Here is an 18,556-nt window from a genome sequence, read left to right on the forward strand (position 1 = left end):
AATGTAAACGACAAGTATAACAAGGTTCTCAGTTTTTGCTGAGGGTTTGTGTCTTATCGTGGAGTTTTAGTTGCTGATATTTTATCAAAAAAGGAGCAAAAAGCTTGACTTTAGTAACCGCTTACATTATAATAAAGATGTAGATAAGGACGACCGATGACACTGGAGTTATAGGAGGATATCTGATGATAACAAGACATGTCGCGCGGTACAAAAATGGAGATTAAGAGCTCCAACAAACGGTAGGCAAAACCAATTTTACAATTTAATATGTGATCACATGTGAAGGCTTATCAAGATTACCAGCTTTGGCCAAAGGAGCGCTCTAAACAGTATAAGCTTGAAATTCCCGTTATTGAAAGGACGTATGCTATGCTAAGATTCAATAAAGGACGCTATAAAAATGGAGACTAGTTGCTGTGTCACTAGTCGTCCTTGATATTGTTATTGGCACTCAGGGTAAAGGATTGAGCTTATTTGAAAGGTAGCTATCATCAGATAGCTAGTGAGCTTTTCTAATAGGAGGATCTTATGTACATCGCAAGATATAAAAACGGAGACATTGAGCACGACAGCAAAAAATAGCTGAAGGAGTGAGTCCAATGTAAGCTGAAATAGCATAGTGCTAACAAACGAAACTCAAGAACAGTCATATTCCTTTAATAACCGTTCATTTTGTTAAACAGAAAGGAGACGACTGATTAGACAGATAAGTATGTGTTCCTCTTTAGAGGAACAATTGACAGGTGAGTCCTTATGAAATGGCAGATAGAAGGGAGAATAGCACTCAAGACATGATAAGGACACCCGGTTGGGTGTCCTTTTTGCTGGTGTCTGGATTTGACCTTGCCACTAAGACCTGCAAGTCAGGTGACTAAAGGTCATTTCTATAGAAGTGGCTTTGCTTTTTATGGAGCTACGAAGGGATCTAAAAAGGTCTTTTAGTCAACAGAAAGGTCAACATTTTGCTTGCTTTTTACCTTTGTTTATTGTATACTGTTAATCTGTGAGCATACCTCACTTACCTAGATGTGATCGTCTAGGTCATTAGACCAAAAGGAGGAAACTATCAATGGCTAAATACGAAATTCTTTATATCATTCGTCCAAACATTGAAGAAGAAGCTAAAAACGCTTTGGTAGCACGTTTTGACTCTATCTTGACTGACAATGGTGCAACTATTGTTGAATCAAAAGATTGGGAAAAGCGTCGTCTTGCATACGAAATCAATGATTTCCGCGAAGGCCTTTACCATATCGTAAACCTTGAAGCGACTGACGCTGTAGCTCTTAATGAGTTTGACCGTCTGTCAAAAATCAACGGTGACATTCTTCGTCACATGATCGTTAAGCTTGACGCTTAATTGTAAAGTAGGTAGTTTATGATTAATAATGTAGTACTAGTTGGTCGTATGACCAAGGACGCAGAGCTTCGATACACTCCAAGTCAGGTGGCAGTTGCTACGTTTACACTTGCTGTTAATCGCGCCTTTAAGAGCCAAAATGGTGAGCGCGAGGCAGATTTCATTAATTGTGTGATCTGGCGGCAGCAGGCTGAAAATTTAGCTAACTGGGCCAAAAAGGGTGCCTTGATTGGGATTACAGGACGTATTCAGACCCGTAACTACGAAAACCAACAGGGGCAGCGTGTGTATGTAACCGAGGTTGTTGCAGATAATTTCCAAATGCTGGAAAGTCGTGCTACACGTGAGGCGAACTCGTCTGGCTCATATGGTGGTGGTTTTAATAGCTCACCGGCAACCAATAGCTATTCAGCGCCTGCTCAGCAAACACCTAACTTTGGCAGAGATGAAAGTCCATTTGGCGGCTCAAATCCAATGGATATTTCAGATGACGATCTTCCATTCTAAGCAATGGAAAGTGGACTGACATGAATTGCATAGATTTGCTGGTAGCTTGGGAGACAGAGGAGTTGCTTTCAAGCACAAAAGATTGAGGCCTCTTTCTGGCGTCGGTTTGCTTATTAGGCGGCAAATTTATCGTTTGAATAATATAAAGGAGATAACACATGGCTCAACAACGTCGTGGCGGCTTTAAGCGCCGTAAAAAAGTTGACTTTATCGCAGCTAACAAAATTGAATATGTTGATTACAAAGATACTGAGCTTCTTAGCCGTTTCGTTTCAGAACGTGGGAAAATCCTTCCTCGTCGTGTAACAGGAACATCAGCTAAAAACCAACGTAAAGTAACAACAGCTATCAAACGTGCTCGCGTTATGGCACTTATGCCTTACGTAAACGAAGACTAATATCTGAAACAGTCCTTAAGGGCTGTTTTTTATGTGGTCTGAAGTCAGCTGAGCAGCGTCGTCAAGCCTTAGCCTGTGATCTGATTGAGAGTGTGGTATCTGGTGGTGTTTGATGAAGCATAGGGCTAAAGAAAAACTCCTCATCTAAGGGATTGAGGAGTGTCGATTGTAGATCAGTGTCTGGTGTTGCCAGCAATATGGTATGAAAAGGCTAACTGCCCTCAAGAGAGAATAGGGAAGTGCTTCCTCAGGCAGTGGAGCTGCTGCTAGCGCTGTGGTGCCATAGTGTTTTGGATATTGTATTTGCGCTGCAAGAGGTAACGCAGTCCGATAGCTAAGGCACCGGTAATGAGAAGCACTACAGGAGGTAATTGTGGGTTGAGCGCCTTTGGTAAAAAGGCCGTAGCGGAATAGAGGGTTATCCAGGCCAGCATTGCAAGTGTCAGAGCACCAATAACCTTAAACCAGCTTGGACGAAGGCTCTTGTCCTTGCCCATATGGCGATAAACAAAATAGTAGGTGGCGTACATGGAAGCACCCCCTCCAAAGCCAAGAGCAAGTAAGGATACAAGTCCGGTAACGGTAGCGTTGGTGTTAAAGAAGGTCATGACACTGTTTAAAAGAGCAACAATACCGATGAATAGAAGCGAGGTATCAAGCCACATCAGCCATGGATTGGTGTTTTTTGGTGTGGCTTCTTTTTGATTTGCCTCTTTGCTAAAGGAAGCTGCCCAGGTGGTTGGAGCACCATATAAGCTTCTTGCAGTGATGCCTTTTTTCTGGTTTTCTAAAATGGTCGGAATGACCTCCTCAAGAAGTGTCTTGATGTCCTCATCAGTTTTACCGTCTTTGATGAGCTGATTGGTGGCGATATGAATAAATTCTTGATTTTTTTTGGTAAGCTGTTGTAGGTCCATGACAGGGGATTCTCCTATATGATGTGATGATTGGAAGCAAGGCTAGCCTGAGCAATGCCTTAAGAGCGCCTTGCTGGATTGCTTTGCCAGCTAGTTAGTATGGTAGCTGATCTGTTGCGGTTGATTATACTACCTAGCAGTAGTAGCTATCATTACTTGCTGGGGTGATTGTTTGCTTTAGCAGCAGTAGTGCTTGCTTTAGCTGCTGAGCAGCTGTCTACAGGTAGTAGCTTTTTCAGCTGGAAATGGGGTTATTAAAACCATTTTTTTCTAATAAAATAAATAACAACAAAGCTGCTGAGCAGGGTTGCCAACAGGACAATATACCAGAAGGCATGGCTAAGCCCATTGAGTGGCAGCCAATTATCCTGAAAGTTCATGCCATAGGCTGAGAAGATCACCGTCGGAATATCTAGGGCCATCGTCATCAGTGCCAATGTTTTCATGATGGTGTTCTGATTGTTGTTAATGATTGAGGCGGTTGTTTCGGTCATAGCATTCAAGACATTTTCGTAAATGCCAGCCATCTCAATAGCCTGTTGGGTCTCAATCAAGGTATCCTCAAGCAGGTCCTCGTCCTCAATATATTTTTTGAGTGAGCTGGTTGAGCTGGATAATTTCTTGACAATGCGCTCATTGAACTTTAGGGAGGCTTTTAGGTAGACGATGGATTTTTCAAGCTCCATCATGTCGATTAATTCTTCGTTTCGGGTTGCCGCTTCAAGCTGAGCCTCCAAGCGTTCGCTTTGTCGGTCAATTGTTCTTAGTGCGGTTAGGAAAAGCTCGGCATTGCGGTAGAGAATTTGAAACACAAAGCGTGTCTTCATAAAGGTATAGAAGTTTTTAACCTTACGCTTATGAAAATGATCAAAAAGTGTCATGTCATGCAGGCAGGTAGTGATTACTGCGCTTTCAGTGACGATAATTCCCAAAGGCATGGTCACATAGTAGCTTTTGTTGTTGCGCTCCTCATAGACTGGAACGTCGACGATAATCAAGGTGTAGTCGTCCTCAACAGCAATACGTGAGGTTTCTTCAACGTCCAAAGGGGCACGCAGGTCAGAAATATCAATGTTAAATTGATCGGCAATGGCGATTGACTCTTCCTGGGAGGGGTTGACCAATTTGATCCAAGCACCTGGCTCGAATGTTTCGATTTCTTTGAATTCAATTGCCGATGAAAGAAACATTTGTTTCATGACAAGCCCTCCTTTTGGTGATTAGTCGGTATTGGAGCGGTATCATTTCGGTCAGGCAGCTGGAGCCTTTTTGAAAAACACTCAATACCTGTCTATTATACTACAAATTCATGGTGTTTGGGGCAACTGATTATTAGAAATTTTTGTTATAATGGAATAAATCTCGATGAGGAGGGTGCCTGAGGGCACAAGAGCATGCAAGATAAATTGATTATTCGTGGGGCGCGTGCCCACAATTTAAAAAATATTGATGTGGAGATTCCGCGTGATAAGCTCGTTGTGGTGACCGGCTTATCAGGATCTGGAAAATCTAGCCTTGCTTTTGATACCATCTATGCTGAGGGCCAAAGGCGTTATGTGGAGAGCTTGTCAGCCTATGCTAGGCAATTTTTAGGCAACATGGAAAAGCCTGATGTGGACTCTATAGACGGGCTTAGTCCTGCTATTTCTATTGACCAAAAAACAACCAGTAAAAATCCCAGATCAACCGTTGGTACGGTGACAGAAATCAATGATTACCTCAGGCTTCTTTATGCGCGTGTGGGGATTCCCTATTGTATCAATGGGCATGGGGCTATTACGGCTTCTTCGGTGGAGCAGATTGTTGAGCAGGTGCTAGAGCTGCCTGAGCGGACGCGTATGCAGATTTTGGCGCCTCTTGTCCGTCGTAAAAAGGGTCAGCACAAGACAGTGTTTGAAAAAATTCAAAAGGACGGTTATGTGCGCGTGCGTGTTGACGGAGAGATTTTTGATGTGTCAGAGGTACCAGCATTATCCAAAAGCAAAATGCACAATATCGAGGTCGTCATTGATCGCTTGGTCAATAAGGACGGGATCCGCAGTCGTCTTTTTGATTCGATAGAGGCTGCGCTTCGCCTGGGAGATGGTTATCTGATGATTGATACGATGGACGGCAATGAGCTGCTGTTTTCAGAGTATTATTCCTGTCCGGTATGTGGTTTTACAGTGCCAGAGCTAGAGCCTCGTCTTTTTTCATTTAACGCGCCCTTTGGCTCTTGTCCTACCTGTGATGGCTTAGGGATCAAGCTGGAGGTGGATTTAGATCTAGTTGTTCCTGATCCTAGTAAGACCTTGAGAGAGGGGGCTCTTGCTCCTTGGAATCCTATCTCGTCAAATTATTACCCAACCATGCTTGAGCAGGCAATGCAGAGCTTTGGCGTTGATATGGACAAGCCCTTTGAGCAATTGAGCGAGCAGGAAAAGGAGCTGATCCTGTATGGCTCAGGTGATCAGGAGTTCCATTTTCACTATGTCAATGATTTTGGTGGCGAGCGCAGCATTGATATTCCCTTTGAAGGGGTTGTGACAAATATTAACCGCCGTTATCACGAAACCAGCAGTGATTACACCCGCAATGTCATGCGAGGCTATATGAACGAATTGACCTGTGCGAGCTGTCATGGCTATCGCCTCAATGATCAAGCCCTGTGTGTGCGTGTTGGTGGTGAGCATGGCTTGACGATCGGTCAGGTGTCAGAGCTATCTATTGCAGACCATCTGCAGCTGCTAGATCGGCTTGAGCTGTCAGACAACGAAAGCACCATTGCAAAGCCAATTATCAAGGAAATACATGATCGGCTGACCTTTTTGAATAATGTCGGTCTGAATTATCTGACCTTGTCTCGCTCGGCAGGCACCTTGTCTGGTGGAGAGAGTCAGCGTATCCGTTTGGCAACGCAAATTGGCTCTAATCTTTCGGGCGTCCTTTACGTTTTGGACGAGCCTTCTATTGGTCTGCACCAGCGAGATAACGATCGCTTGATTGATAGCTTGAAAAAAATGCGTGACTTGGGAAATACCTTGATTGTGGTTGAGCACGATGAGGATACCATGATGCAGGCAGATTGGCTGATTGATGTGGGACCTGGTGCTGGGGACTTTGGTGGACAGATTGTTGCCTCTGGAACGCCTCAGCAGGTTGCTCGGCATAAAAGGTCTATCACTGGTCAATACCTATCTGGACGCAAATCAATACCCGTTCCTCTAGAGCGACGTGCTGGCAATGGCCGATTTATTGATATCAAGGGAGCAGCCCAAAACAATCTGCAGAATCTTGATGTGAGGTTTCCTCTGGGGAAATTTATTGCAGTGACTGGGGTCTCTGGCTCAGGAAAATCAACGCTGGTTAATAGCATTCTCAAAAAAGCAGTGGCTCAAAGGCTAAACCGTAACTCTGAAAAGCCAGGCAAGCATAGGTCTATCACTGGCATTGAACATTTGGAACGGTTGATTGATATTGATCAAAGCCCAATTGGGCGGACACCGCGCTCTAATCCTGCTACCTATACCGGTGTGTTTGATGATATTCGAGAGCTCTTTGCCCAGACTAATGAAGCCAAGATTCGTGGCTACAAAAAAGGGCGCTTCTCCTTTAATGTGAAGGGTGGGCGCTGTGAGGCCTGCTCTGGAGATGGGATTATCAAGATTGAGATGCATTTTTTACCAGATGTCTACGTTCCATGTGATGTTTGTCATGGCAGACGCTATAATTCAGAGACGTTGGAGGTCCATTATAAGGGCAAAAACATTGCTGAAATCTTGGATATGACGGTAGATGATGCTCTGGTATTTTTCTCAGCTATTCCAAAGATTGCTCGTAAAATTCAGACCATTAAGGACGTTGGGCTTGGCTATGTTACTCTAGGGCAGCCAGCGACAACCCTATCAGGTGGCGAAGCCCAGCGCATGAAGCTGGCTAGTGAATTGCACAAGCGTTCGACTGGTAAAAGCTTGTATATTTTAGATGAGCCAACGACAGGGCTGCATACAGATGACATTGCGCGATTACTGAAGGTTTTAGAGCGCTTTGTTGATGATGGCAATACTGTTTTAGTGATTGAGCACAATTTAGATGTCATCAAGTCGGCAGACCATATTATTGACCTTGGTCCAGAAGGCGGTGTTGGTGGAGGTCAATTGGTTGCAGCTGGGACTCCTGAAGAGGTTGCCGCTGTTGAGGAAAGCTACACAGGGCAGTACCTGAAGCTGAAATTGTAAAGTTGCAGGCCTGAAATCAATTGACAGAGTGATCTTCGAATGAACGATGATAGGGCATGGATTGAAATGAGGGGTGATTTTAATTTAAATAATAGATAGCCAGTAGCTCTTTTCGCAGGAGTGCGGGGTGATATTTAAAAGGTATTTTTGGTAGTGGCGGCTAAGCTGATTAGCCTTTTGGTCCACTGTCAGAAATGCTTTTTTGTTGGCTGTCTCTAATGGGTCTTGCTTTTAAAAGCGTTGAAATCATGGTAAACTTAAGGTAGTTTTGTCGATAAAGGAGATTACCATGTCATCATTTTTAGCACAGCGCTTAAGCAATTGCCAAGCATTACTGGAAAAAAAGGGCTTGGAGGCTATTTTAATTACTAATCTGACTAATATTTATTACCTGACAGGCTTTTCAGGGACCTCAGCTACGGTCTTTATCAGTCCAAAGCGGCGTGTTTTTATTACAGATTCGCGTTATACCTTGATTGCTAAGGCTAGTATTGAGGGCTTTGATATCATTGAGAGCCGCACACCGCTGGCTGAAATTGCTGCAATCCTACAGGCGGACAAGCTTAGCAGTCTAGCCTTTGAGGATCAGGTGTCCTTTTCCTTTTATCAGCATCTCCAGGCTACTTTTGCTGGGGTGAGCTTGCTGCCGCAATCAGGCTTTATTGAAGCGCTTCGTCTGATTAAGGACGCTTCTGAGATTGACATTATTGCTAAAGCCTGCTCGATTTCAGACAAGGCCTTCTGTGATGTCTTGGACTTTATTAAGCCGGGGCAGACAAGTGAGCTTGAAGTGGCTAATTTCTTGGATTTTCGCATGCGTCAATACGGTGCCTCAGGCATTTCCTTTGACACCATTGCAGCCTCAGGCTATCGTTCTGCCATGCCTCATGGTCGTGCTACAGATAAAATCATTCAGCAGGGAGAGACTTTGACGCTTGACTTTGGCTGTTATTACCAGCACTATGTCAGTGATATGACAAGGACTATTCATATCGGACAGGTGACAGATCAAGAGCGTGAGATTTATGAGCTGGTTCTTGCAGCTAATCAGGCTTTGATTGCAAAGGCTGGTGCAGGCATGACCTATCGTGAGTTTGATGCTATTCCTCGTCAGCTCATTACTGAGGCAGGATATGGCAGTCACTTTACACATGGCATTGGTCATGGGATCGGACTTGATATTCATGAGGATCCATTTTTTGCTAAGACAGATCAAAGGCTTCTAGCTGGTATGGTGGTGACAGATGAGCCAGGTATCTATTTAGACGGCAAATACGGTGTGCGTATTGAGGACGATCTTGTCATCACAGAGACAGGCTGTCAGGTCTTAACTCAGGCACCAAAGGAATTGATTGTTTTAACGTAGGCTTGTTAGCTGCTGTGAGTTAGAAGGGATTAGGAGACAAAGCATGACAGATAGGCTATCATGGCAAGATTATTTTATGGCAAATGCAGAGCTGATATCTAAGCGATCAACCTGCGATCGAGCATTTGTCGGTGCAGTCTTGGTCAAGGACAATCGCATTATTGCAACAGGCTATAACGGTGGCGTGTCGGCGACTGATAACTGTAATGAAGCCGGTCATTATATGGAAGAAGGGCATTGTATCAGAACTGTTCATGCAGAGATGAATGCTTTGATTCAATGTGCTAAGGAGGGCATTTCAACTGCTGGAACAGAGATTTATGTCACGCACTTTCCTTGTATCAATTGCACTAAGGCTCTCCTTCAGGCCGGTATTTGCAAGATCACCTATAAATCCCATTATCGTCCCCACCCTTTTGCCATTGAGCTAATGGATAAAAAAGGGGTTGCTTATGTTCAGCATGACGTGCCTCAGATTATCTTGGGTGGTGCTGTTGAGCCTTAGGCCGAAGGCCGATAATGGTCAGAAAACATTTGAGCCTACAGCCCTTTTGTGGTAAAATAAGACGATAACTATTTTAGTAAGAGGTAATAACAAATGATTGAAGCAAGCAAGCTTAGAGCAGGTATGACGTTTGAAGCAGAAGGAAAGCTAATTCGCGTACTTGAAGCAAGCCATCATAAGCCAGGTAAGGGAAATACCATCATGCGTATGAAATTACGTGATGTTCGTACTGGCTCTACATTCGACACAACCTATCGTCCAGACGAAAAGTTTGAACAGGCTATTATTGAAACAGTGCCGGCTCAATACCTTTACAAGATGGACGACACTGCTTACTTTATGAATACTGAAACCTATGACCAGTATGAGATTCCAGTAGCCAATGTTGAGCAAGAGCTATTATATATCCTTGAAAACTCTGACGTGAAAATCCAGTTTTATGGAACAGAGGTGATCGGAGTTCAGGTACCGACTACTGTTGAGTTGACTGTTACAGAGACCCAGCCATCAATCAAGGGAGCAACTGTTACAGGCTCTGGTAAGCCTGCAACCCTTGAAACAGGACTCGTGGTAAACGTTCCAGACTTTATTGAGGTAGGACAAAAGCTAATCATCAATACTGCTGAGGGGACTTACGTTTCTCGCGCTTAATTCGCTTTCCGGAATTAGTCTAAGAGAAAGAAAGGAAATGCTATGACAACTGAAAATATCGGTGAAATTGTTATTTCGCCACGAGTTCTTGAGGTTATTACGGGAATTGCTACGATGCAGGTCGAGGGTGTTCACTCGCTTCACAATAAAAACATGGCAGATACCTTTAATAAAGCTAGTCTTGGTAAGGGCGTCTATCTTCAGACGGAGGAAAATGGAACAGTCAATGCAGACATCTATGTTTACCTGCAATATGGTGTAAAGGTTCCTGCGGTGTCAATGGCTATTCAAAGGGCTGTTAAGTCAGCTGTTTATGACATGGCTGAGGTTACCATTTCTTATGTTAATATCCATGTTGAGGGGATTGTTCCTGAAAAGACACCAAAGCCAGAAATGAAATCATTGTTTGATGAGGATTTTTTGGATGACTAAGCATTTTCAACATTCGAGAAGAGATTTGCGTGAGCGTGCTTTTCAAGCTTTATTTGCTATGGAGATGGGCGGAGATTTTCTGCCTGCCTCACAGTTTGCCTATGACTATGACAAGGAAGCAGCTGATGACAAGCAGCCTTCTGAGCTTCCTGTTTTTCTGTTAAATCTTGTCAATGGCGTTATGGATCATAAGGCTGAGCTTGATGAGGTTATCAAGAAAAACCTTAAAACGGGCTGGTCCATTGAGCGCTTGACAGTGGTAGACAAGACAATGCTGCGTCTTGGGCTCTTTGAGATGACCTTGTTTGAGGAGACACCAGATCGTGTAGCCCTAAATGAAATCATCGAAATTGCTAAAAAATATTCTGATGATACTTCAGCTAAGTTTATTAATGGCTTACTTAGTCAGTTTGTTTCTGATGAGTCAGTTGCAGTGACAGACTAACAAGCTAATGACAGCTTCTTAAATTACTAAAGCCCTATAGTTCTGTAGTAAAATCACCTACTACAGAACTATAGGGCTTTTTGAATACGCAAAAACATCTCATCTGGTTGACAATGTCAATGAATTCCCAAAAAAATTCGGTCAGTTGCTCTTATTTAGGTAAGAGCTGCAACCACAATGGCTACTATCCTGTGATATAATGAAAGACACAATGGTTATAAAGGAGAGATTGTATGAGTGATACCATCACATCAAGCCCTGTGGCTGCCTCTGCCGCTATTAGCGAATTGGTAGGTGTAGACACCAGTAGGGTTCACCAACAGTCCGTTGCATTTAGTGTGACCAGCGGTATTGCAGGAATAGAAAAGGGACGTCAGGTCTCTAATCAACTGCTGCAGGCTGTTAGCGACTTTAGTCAGGCAGTCCTTATTCAGGCCAATAAATTTCCTCAGCTTGCGGCCAAACTAGAGAAAAGAGACCTAGAGGAAGCAACAAGATGGGGGAATCAGTCATGATCAAGGAAGAATCTGAAGACAAATTTCTTGCCCTAACCCAACAGATCAACCAGCTGGAGTGGCTAGAGGAGGATCTTTTGTCAATGAAACGGCAGCATGAACAAGCAGTCTCGGAGCTCCAAGCAGACTGTCGGCACCTCTCTTTTGCCCTTGAGTCCCTATTGAACCATATGCCTGAGGACTATGCTGGAAAGTACGCAGAGCAAGAGGCCAATGACCATTTGCTCAGACAAATGGATCGCTATGTTGATGAGCATCTGGATCACGTGTCGACCTATATCATGGGAGTCCGTCGTCAACTAGAGAGGGACCAAGAAAAGCTTATCGGTGAAAGGAGCCGTTTACGATGGGAGTAACCTACAGTGCAGCAGAGTCAAAGGCCTTGATTCAAGCTATGACAAACAATATCCAAATAGCCAATGAGATAACGGACAGGTTATCAAGTGGTTGCGACCATCTCATTGCTAGTCTGGATTCGGGATAGCTACAGGGAGCAGCCTATACAGCAGGTAAGGGACTTTTTACAGCGATCATCATTCCCTCTATCAAAAAGTTACAAGCAGCGATTGATGCTATCCAGGTGGAGTTGACCACCTATTCAAAGGGCAGATGCTCAGATTTCCAGATACGGAACCCTGGATCGTGATCAATTAACCGAGCTGAAGAGGCTAAGAGAACGGCAAGTGCAAGTGATCCAAGCACAGATTGATGAAAACGAATCGTTTATGAAGCAGGTCAGTAGTCTTTTAACCGGAGACTATGGCACCCTTTGGTCTGATACCTCTACACTATACCATGCCCAAAACCAGCTGGAAATAGGGATTCGAGAGGTTACGACCAAATTGGAAAGCCTTGAATGGTTTCTAACTCAAACCTCAGACTGCTTTAGGGACAGCTTAGTTATTTTGCAGTTAGCCATTCAGGGCGCAACACAGCTCAGTCAGGTCTTCATGAGCAGCGACGGCAGCTACTCGACTGCCGGCCTAGATATGAGCTGGGTGGCTAGCCTGAGGAATCAAGAGATTAGCCCTGTCAATGCCTCAAAGTACACTCAAAACCATTATCACAACATACTGACTCAGACCATTAAAGCCATCAAAAGCAGCTCTGAAAGGCCGCTACAAAAATCAGAGCGACTTGTAGCTGCCTATGAGGATTACCTCTATTTTCTCAATAAGCCAGCCTTTGATGACTATTGGAAGGTGAGAAGCAATTATGATGGAGAGTGGGATCCCAGTGTGAAAGGAAGTTATGCAAAGAAAATTGAGCGACTTCTAGGGCTAAAATTACAATCGTCGGGCATTGATTTTCGTTTGATTATCAACAAGATGGGAGATGATATCTTATCGGTTAATGTTAATGCTCCCTACCTTTCACAGGTAGCTGGAAGTCAATTAAGTGCTATAATACTTGACAACAAGCAATTTTATGATCTTGTCAATACGGGTCAGCCCTTGGATTTGAAGTCAAGAACCTATCATGGCCATAACTATTCTGTCTGGTCAAGACAGTGGGAATCAGAATTGCCAGGCGACTACGCTGGGAACTACCTCTATGGTTATGTTGGTACAGGCTTTTTAGATGCTTCAGGGACTTATTTAAAAACGGCAGCCGGGATTGCCCAGGTCTTTTCTGATAAGGATATACCAAAGTGGTTTGAGAATTTATCATCAGGTCACTATGGAGACAATGAGGGTGATACTCAAATGATCCAAGCCGGTATAGATGGTTATATGGAAAGGAAGAAGTCAAAATGAAGCGAAAAATCCTGTTATTAATGATGTTGCTGGTAGGTGTTTTCATCTTCTCAAAACGCTATGAGCTTTACTATTTCTTTCAGGGAAAGAAATATCTAAGGCCAAATGAGAGTATAGAGCTTGCGGTGAGACCAAAGTATGAACAAATAGAATATTCCTCTGATCTATACCTAGAAAGCGACGAAAAAGTGCTACTGAAGCTAGAAGGTCGTGATACATGGCACGAAAATTGTGGTTGGACATATAAGAATATGGGAGATATAGGATATCGGTATTCTATAACAGAGCGTGTTATTAAAAAATACGACTCCAATACAGATAATGGCATAATCGTAGCCACTGGACACAAGGGAGCTACTATTGATGGAGATGGCCTCATCGTTCCCTTGAAGGGGAAGAGAAAATATAGTGTGACAGAAGACCATGATTATACTATCACCATTACCAACCTGTCCGATCAGCCTGTTGCTTTTTATGCGAGAGTGTCAGATAGGTAGTATGTGCGAATGAACTGCTTTAGGTTTTTCTGTTATTGATTTTAGATTTTTGTTAGGCATAGAAAAGCTCCCCTTATAGCTTCTAGTGATGGTTTGTTGGGTCACTGTTTGCTATAGGAGGAGTCTGTCACTTGCTGTTACATGTGTTTTTGGTGGCATTGTTAGGAAAAGGGGGCAGAGGACAGCTTGAGGAAGCTTTCCTTGTGTGCAGGTTTTGTTAGGTGGTCAGGCTTATCAAGCTTTCTTTTGGGGCCTATCTGGGTGTATCCTAGCGATATAGGTTTTCTCACTTTGTGCTTTGGTTTTTACTTTAGTGCCCTAGTAAGGGAGAAGCTAGAGGAAAGCTGCCAATCACAGAAGAAGAGCTACTACCCTTAGAGGCTTGCTCCTGGCAGGAGGGTAATTGGTAGAACATAATCCTTGCTGGTCTTTTCTTGCCTTATTTTTTTGAGGAGGATTTCTACGGTTAAGCTGGCAATTTCCTTGATCGGCTGTTTGATGGTGGTGAGCTGTGGGAAATAATGCTCAATAAAAGCCGTACCGTCATAGCCGATAAGCTTCAGGTCATCTGGAATTGCTATGCCAAGCTGGCCAGCAACCTTCATGATGAGGATAGCTGTCAAATCATCAGAAGCAAAAATGCCGTCGGGCTTTCTTGTTGCCAAGATAGACTTGATTTCCATTTCGCGGCGAATACTGGAAAGATCATTTGGTAGTTTTATAATATCAGCACTTTTTTTGAGCTGGTAATTAAAGCCTAACTGTCTAAGACCTGTTGGAGAGTCAGAATGATCATTTCCTGTAATCATGATCATTTTTTGGCAGCCATGCTTTTGCAGGGTTTTTGCGGCCAATTTCCCTCCTTCAAAATTATCAGAGGATATGATGGGAATATGAGGAGCGAGGTTTCTATCAAAGGCGACGATGGGTGCCTCGACACGCTCATAATCATCAATACCTAGGTTATGGCTTGATGAGATAATGCCATCAACCTGATTGGCAGCCAGCATTTCTAGATAATCTCGTTCTTTGATCGGGTTGTTTTCACTGTTGCAGATGATGGCTTTATAGCCTTGCTTGAAGAGCTCGATTTCTAAATGCTCAATCAATTCCGCGTAAAAAATATTACTAATGTTAGGAAAGATCAGCCCAATGAGCTGAGGAGATTTGCCCTGCAGGCTTCGTGCGAGGTTATTTGGCTTGTAGCCAAGCTCTCGCATGGCTTTGTTAACCTTATCAATGGTTTTCTGGGACAGATAGCCCTTTTTGTTAATCACACGTGAGACTGTTGTTGGGCTAACACCGGCTAATGCTGCAACATCTGTTAACTTTGCGACCACTTGTCTAGTACCTCATTTCATAATAGTAGCCACTCACCTGGCCCTTTAGCAGCTCAATGCCAGACTGCTCCTCATTGGGAAAGACACGACTCGTGAGGACTGCTTCGCCTTGATTGACAAAAATCTCTAGAATAGACTTGTCTACGTAGATATTAAGTGTAGCACGATTGACAGGAATTTGGCAAGACCGCTTTGCTCCAAATTCTTGGGCATACTGGGCGCCTGCCTTGCTGCGATCAATTGTTAGCTGTCCTTTGCAGGTGTCAACGGTTAGTTTCAGCCCCTTGTGCTGTGTATCGGCAAAGAGCAAAAGCTCTGCTGCTTGCTGTGCTTCAACGGTCAAAGCCAGCTCATAGCAGTTTGAGCTGTTTTTTTTGTTCTGAAAGGGCTGGGCTTTGTCTCGTAGCTTACTGAGATCAGGTACTGGTGCTTGGTGTAGCCTTCCATTTTTGAGTCGTAATTCCTTGACTAGACTAAGCGCTCCCTGGTAGGCATATTTATCGGTTGGGTAGTCGATGTCCGGTAGGCCAATCCAAGAAACTGCCAGCACCCTACCATCAGGGCTATTAAAGGCCTGTGTCGCATAAGCTTCAAACCCAAAATCAAGGTTTTGAATTGGACCTCCCCCAAGGAGCCTGCCTCTTTTAGGATCAAAGGTCTGAAACACCTTATAGGTATTGGGATAAATGTTTTGGTAATCAAGCTCTGATTTGGCAAGCCCCTGAGGACAGAAGATAAGCACAGGCTTATCTTCGATGAAAACCAGGTTAGGGCATTCGATCATGTATGCAGTGCCTGAGTCATCAAAGTCCAAGTCAGCAACAAACTGCCAGCTGGTGACATCATTGTTGTTAGCCTTGTAGAGCTTGATTATACCTTGGTTTTGCAGGTTTTGCGCACCGATGATGGCATAAAGCTGATCTTGGTAGGTAAAGATCTGGGGGTCACGAAAATGCTCTGTGACATCATCTGGCTTGTCAATAAGCACCTGCTCATATTTTGTGATGTGGCCTGATTGGTCCATCCAGGCACCAATTTGTAGTGGGTGGCGTACCCAATCCTTGCTGCGGACATTTCCTGTATAGCATAAAAAGAGTTTGTCACCAATAGGATAAGCAGAGCCGGAATAAGCGCCATGACTATCGTTTTGATGATCCGGCAGCAACCGAGTTTTGGTTTCTGTAAAATGCACCAAGTCAGTTGATGTGGTGTGTACCCATTGCTTTAGACCATGAGCTGCTCCAAAGGGCCAATTTTGATAGAAAAGCTGAAAGCTGCCAGCAAAGTAAGAAAAGCCATTTGGGTCATTGAGGAGACCTGTACGAGCTTCTATATGGAAATGGCTGCGCCATAAAGACTGGGCCACCTTTTGTTGGATTGCTTGATAGGCTTCCTTGCTCCATTCTTGATATGGTCGGTAGCGAATAGATCTTGGTAAATCCATGTGAGGTCTCCTTAGGTATTGGTCATTGTTTTATTCATATGATAAACGTTTTCTGTTTAAAAATCAACTTTTTGATGGCATTTAATAAAATATATGTCAAACGATTGACATAAAAAATATTAGTGTTAAAATGATAGCAAGAAGTGAAGCGGATTCACAATAGTAGATTGAAGGGTCATGTTGAGCTAGCCAGCAGGATAGGTCAGTTGATGTTGGATAGGCTCAAGAAAAGCTATTTCAATAGACTATAATAGACAAAAAAGGAGATGCTATCGGTATGGATAATCATCAGATTGCAAAAGAGGTTATTGAGGCCTTGGGTGGTCGTGAAAATGTCAGAAGTGTGGCTCATTGTGCGACGCGGCTGCGGGTTATGGTTCATGACGAGAGTAAGATCAATAAGGAAAAAGCAGAAGCTATTGATAAGGTTAAGGGTGCTTTTTTCAACTCAGGCCAATATCAGCTGATTTTTGGGACAGGTACGGTTAATAGCATTTATGATGAGGTTGTAGCTCTAGGGCTTCCGGCTGCTTTGGCAGGTGAGCAAAAGGAGCAAGTGGTCAAGTCTGGAAATGCCTTTCAACGGGCTATTCGTACCTTTGGTGATGTCTTTGTTCCGATCATTCCTGCTATTGTGGCGACTGGGCTGTTTATGGGTGTACGGGGTCTCTTGACGCAGCCAGCTGTTATGGAGTTCTTTGGCATTCATGACTATGGCAACAATTTCCTCATGTACACTCGGATCTTAACAGATACGGCCTTTGTTTACCTACCGGCCTTGGTTGCTTGGTCAGCCTTTAGGGTATTTGGTGGCAACCCTATCATTGGGATTGTCCTTGGCTTGATGCTCGTCTCCAATGAATTGCCAAATGCTTGGGTTGTAGCCTCAGGAGGTGATGTTAAGCCCTTAACCTTCTTTGGTTTTGTTCCAGTTGTTGGCTATCAAGGAACGGTACTGCCAGCCTTCTTTGTTGGTCTGGTTGGTGCCAAGCTGGAAAAGTGGCTGCATAAGCGGGTGCCTGATGCACTTGATTTGTTGGCAACGCCGTTTTTGACCTTTGCTATTATGAGTGCCTTGGGGCTCTTTGTGATTGGGCCTATCTTTCACTCCTTGGAAAACCTTGTTCTTGCAGGGACACAAGCAGTTTTAGGCTTGCCTTTTGGGATTGCCGGTCTTGTTATTGGAGGTGTTCAGCAGCTAATTGTTGTGACAGGTATCCATCATATTTTTAATTTCTTGGAAGCGCAGCTAGTTGCCAATACAGGAAAGGATCCCTTTAATGCTTATTTGACAGCTGCTACAGCCGCTCAAGCAGGGGCAACCCTAGCAGTTGCTGTTAAAACCAAATCTGTAAAATTAAAGGGTTTAGCCTTTCCATCAGCTCTGTCAGCTCTTTTAGGGATTACTGAGCCAGCTATCTTTGGTGTTAATCTCCGCTATCCAAAGGTATTTGTTTCAGGACTTATCGGGGGCGCAGCTGGAGGCTGGGTTGCAGGGATTCTTGGCATTGCTGGTACCGGCTTTGGGATTACTGTTTTGCCTGGTGCACTGCTGTATCTTAATGGTCAGCTGCTACAGTATTTTGTGACGCTGCTGGTTGGGCTTGGTTTAGCCTTTGCGATTGCCTATATTTGGGGATTCAAGGACAAGAGTGACCAGGCAGCACCGGCTACCCAAGCAAAATCAGAGCCTGCGCAAAAAGTCTCTGCTGCTGAGGAGCTGCTTAGTCCAGTGGCAGGAGAGCTGATTGATTTGTCAGAAGTTGCTGATCCTGTCTTTTCGTCAGGAAGCATGGGCCAAGGCATTGCCATCAAGCCTGAAGGGCGCATTCTCTACTCACCGGTAGATGGCAGGGTAGAGGCTGCCCTTGAGACAGGTCATGCTTACGCTATTAAATCAGATAAGGGAGCAGAAATCTTACTGCATATTGGTATTGACACTGTTTCAATGGCGGGTGATGGCTTTGAAGCCTTTGTTAAGGTTGGTCAGACAGTCAAGGCTGGTGATGCCCTTGGGAGCTTTGATATTGCAAGGATTCAGCAGGCAGGCCTTGACGCTACAACCATGCTGCTTGTCACCAATAGTGCAGATGTTCATGCCGTTCAAGTGCTGGCACAGGGTAAGGTGGCTGTCGGCAGTCCAGTGATCCTTGTAAAATAACTTGAAAAGAGTTGATGATTTCAGCTCTTTTTACATGTAAG

General features: G+C 44.1%; 19 protein-coding genes. 15 read left to right on the plus strand and 4 right to left on the minus strand.

Going from position 1 to position 18,556, the window contains the following annotated elements; genetic code table 11:
• The first annotated feature begins 1,072 nt into the window (after positions 1-1,072).
• The 3 genes from rpsF to rpsR all read left to right on the plus strand — a co-directional run bounded on the left by rpsF (position 1,073) and on the right by rpsR (position 2,268).
• Positions 1,073-1,363: a 30S ribosomal protein S6 gene (gene rpsF, locus I2432_RS02040; protein WP_012678504.1), complete on the plus strand. Its 291-nt coding sequence runs from the start codon at positions 1,073-1,075 to the stop codon at positions 1,361-1,363.
• Between the two features lie 18 nt (positions 1,364-1,381).
• Positions 1,382-1,870 carry a single-stranded DNA-binding protein gene (locus I2432_RS02045; RefSeq protein ID WP_038674547.1) on the plus strand — a complete coding sequence of 163 codons (489 nt, stop codon included), beginning with the start codon at positions 1,382-1,384 and terminating at the stop codon, positions 1,868-1,870.
• A 158-nt stretch (positions 1,871-2,028) separates the two neighbouring features.
• Positions 2,029-2,268 carry a 30S ribosomal protein S18 gene (rpsR, locus tag I2432_RS02050; RefSeq protein WP_002983142.1) on the plus strand — a complete coding sequence of 80 codons (240 nt, stop codon included), beginning with the start codon at positions 2,029-2,031 and terminating at the stop codon, positions 2,266-2,268.
• A gap of 266 nt (positions 2,269-2,534) precedes the next feature.
• On the opposite strand, the gene I2432_RS02055 is transcribed toward rpsR, so the two are convergent.
• Both I2432_RS02055 and I2432_RS02060 read right to left on the minus strand, forming a co-directional pair.
• On the minus strand, positions 2,535-3,185 hold the full coding sequence (locus tag I2432_RS02055; RefSeq protein WP_111689846.1) for a DUF1129 domain-containing protein: 651 nt from the start codon (positions 3,183-3,185) through the stop codon (positions 2,535-2,537).
• Between the two features lie 254 nt (positions 3,186-3,439).
• Positions 3,440-4,384, minus strand: coding sequence for a magnesium transporter CorA family protein (locus I2432_RS02060; RefSeq protein ID WP_014622324.1), 945 nt, complete (start codon positions 4,382-4,384; stop codon positions 3,440-3,442).
• A gap of 195 nt (positions 4,385-4,579) precedes the next feature.
• On the opposite strand from I2432_RS02060, the gene uvrA reads away from it, so the two are divergent.
• The 11 genes from uvrA to I2432_RS02110 all read left to right on the plus strand — a co-directional run bounded on the left by uvrA (position 4,580) and on the right by I2432_RS02110 (position 13,570).
• Positions 4,580-7,402 (plus strand): excinuclease ABC subunit UvrA, encoded by a 2,823-nt coding sequence (gene uvrA, locus I2432_RS02065; RefSeq protein ID WP_115250601.1) that lies wholly within the window; start codon positions 4,580-4,582, stop codon positions 7,400-7,402.
• Positions 7,403-7,691: 289 nt separating this feature from the next.
• Positions 7,692-8,768 (plus strand): M24 family metallopeptidase, encoded by a 1,077-nt coding sequence (locus I2432_RS02070; RefSeq protein WP_111710310.1) that lies wholly within the window; start codon positions 7,692-7,694, stop codon positions 8,766-8,768.
• A 43-nt stretch (positions 8,769-8,811) separates the two neighbouring features.
• On the plus strand, positions 8,812-9,273 hold the full coding sequence (locus I2432_RS02075; RefSeq protein WP_012678498.1) for a deoxycytidylate deaminase: 462 nt from the start codon (positions 8,812-8,814) through the stop codon (positions 9,271-9,273).
• Between the two features lie 93 nt (positions 9,274-9,366).
• Entirely contained in the window at positions 9,367-9,924 is a 558-nt protein-coding gene (gene efp / locus I2432_RS02080) for an elongation factor P (RefSeq protein ID WP_012515004.1), read from the plus strand.
• A gap of 42 nt (positions 9,925-9,966) precedes the next feature.
• Positions 9,967-10,356, plus strand: coding sequence for an Asp23/Gls24 family envelope stress response protein (locus tag I2432_RS02085; protein WP_012515005.1), 390 nt, complete (start codon positions 9,967-9,969; stop codon positions 10,354-10,356).
• Positions 10,349-10,801 carry a transcription antitermination factor NusB gene (nusB, locus tag I2432_RS02090; protein ID WP_115250602.1) on the plus strand — a complete coding sequence of 151 codons (453 nt, stop codon included), beginning with the start codon at positions 10,349-10,351 and terminating at the stop codon, positions 10,799-10,801. The genes I2432_RS02085 and nusB overlap by 8 nt, the downstream gene beginning before the upstream one ends.
• A 233-nt stretch (positions 10,802-11,034) precedes the next feature.
• A complete protein-coding gene (locus I2432_RS02095; RefSeq protein WP_115250603.1) occupies positions 11,035-11,316 on the plus strand; it encodes a TIGR04197 family type VII secretion effector in 282 nt (93 codons plus the stop codon).
• Positions 11,298-11,672 carry a hypothetical protein gene (locus I2432_RS02100; protein ID WP_231146773.1) on the plus strand — a complete coding sequence of 125 codons (375 nt, stop codon included), beginning with the start codon at positions 11,298-11,300 and terminating at the stop codon, positions 11,670-11,672. The genes I2432_RS02095 and I2432_RS02100 overlap by 19 nt, the downstream gene beginning before the upstream one ends.
• Positions 11,663-11,800, plus strand: coding sequence for a hypothetical protein (locus I2432_RS10500; RefSeq protein WP_231871326.1), 138 nt, complete (start codon positions 11,663-11,665; stop codon positions 11,798-11,800). The genes I2432_RS02100 and I2432_RS10500 overlap by 10 nt, the downstream gene beginning before the upstream one ends.
• Before the next feature lie 199 nt (positions 11,801-11,999).
• A complete protein-coding gene (locus tag I2432_RS02105) occupies positions 12,000-13,073 on the plus strand; it encodes a polymorphic toxin type 44 domain-containing protein (RefSeq protein ID WP_249093338.1) in 1,074 nt (357 codons plus the stop codon).
• Positions 13,070-13,570, plus strand: a complete 501-nt coding sequence (locus tag I2432_RS02110) for a hypothetical protein (RefSeq protein ID WP_115250604.1) — start codon at positions 13,070-13,072, stop codon at positions 13,568-13,570. The genes I2432_RS02105 and I2432_RS02110 overlap by 4 nt, the downstream gene beginning before the upstream one ends.
• A gap of 374 nt (positions 13,571-13,944) precedes the next feature.
• Here the strand turns inward: I2432_RS02110 and I2432_RS02115 are convergent, their stop codons facing one another.
• Together I2432_RS02115 and I2432_RS02120 are read right to left on the minus strand one after the other, a co-directional pair.
• Entirely contained in the window at positions 13,945-14,910 is a 966-nt protein-coding gene (locus I2432_RS02115) for a LacI family DNA-binding transcriptional regulator (protein WP_115250605.1), read from the minus strand.
• A 4-nt stretch (positions 14,911-14,914) separates the two neighbouring features.
• Positions 14,915-16,354 carry a sucrose-6-phosphate hydrolase gene (locus tag I2432_RS02120; protein ID WP_115250606.1) on the minus strand — a complete coding sequence of 480 codons (1,440 nt, stop codon included), beginning with the start codon at positions 16,352-16,354 and terminating at the stop codon, positions 14,915-14,917.
• Positions 16,355-16,631: 277 nt separating this feature from the next.
• Between I2432_RS02120 and I2432_RS02125 the strand changes: the two genes are divergently transcribed.
• A complete protein-coding gene (locus I2432_RS02125; protein ID WP_206158970.1) occupies positions 16,632-18,515 on the plus strand; it encodes a sucrose-specific PTS transporter subunit IIBC in 1,884 nt (627 codons plus the stop codon).
• Positions 18,516-18,556 lie beyond the last annotated feature (41 nt).

Origin of the sequence: Streptococcus equi subsp. zooepidemicus (genome assembly GCF_015689395.1) — a bacterium.
Classification (GTDB): domain Bacteria; phylum Bacillota; class Bacilli; order Lactobacillales; family Streptococcaceae; genus Streptococcus; species Streptococcus equi.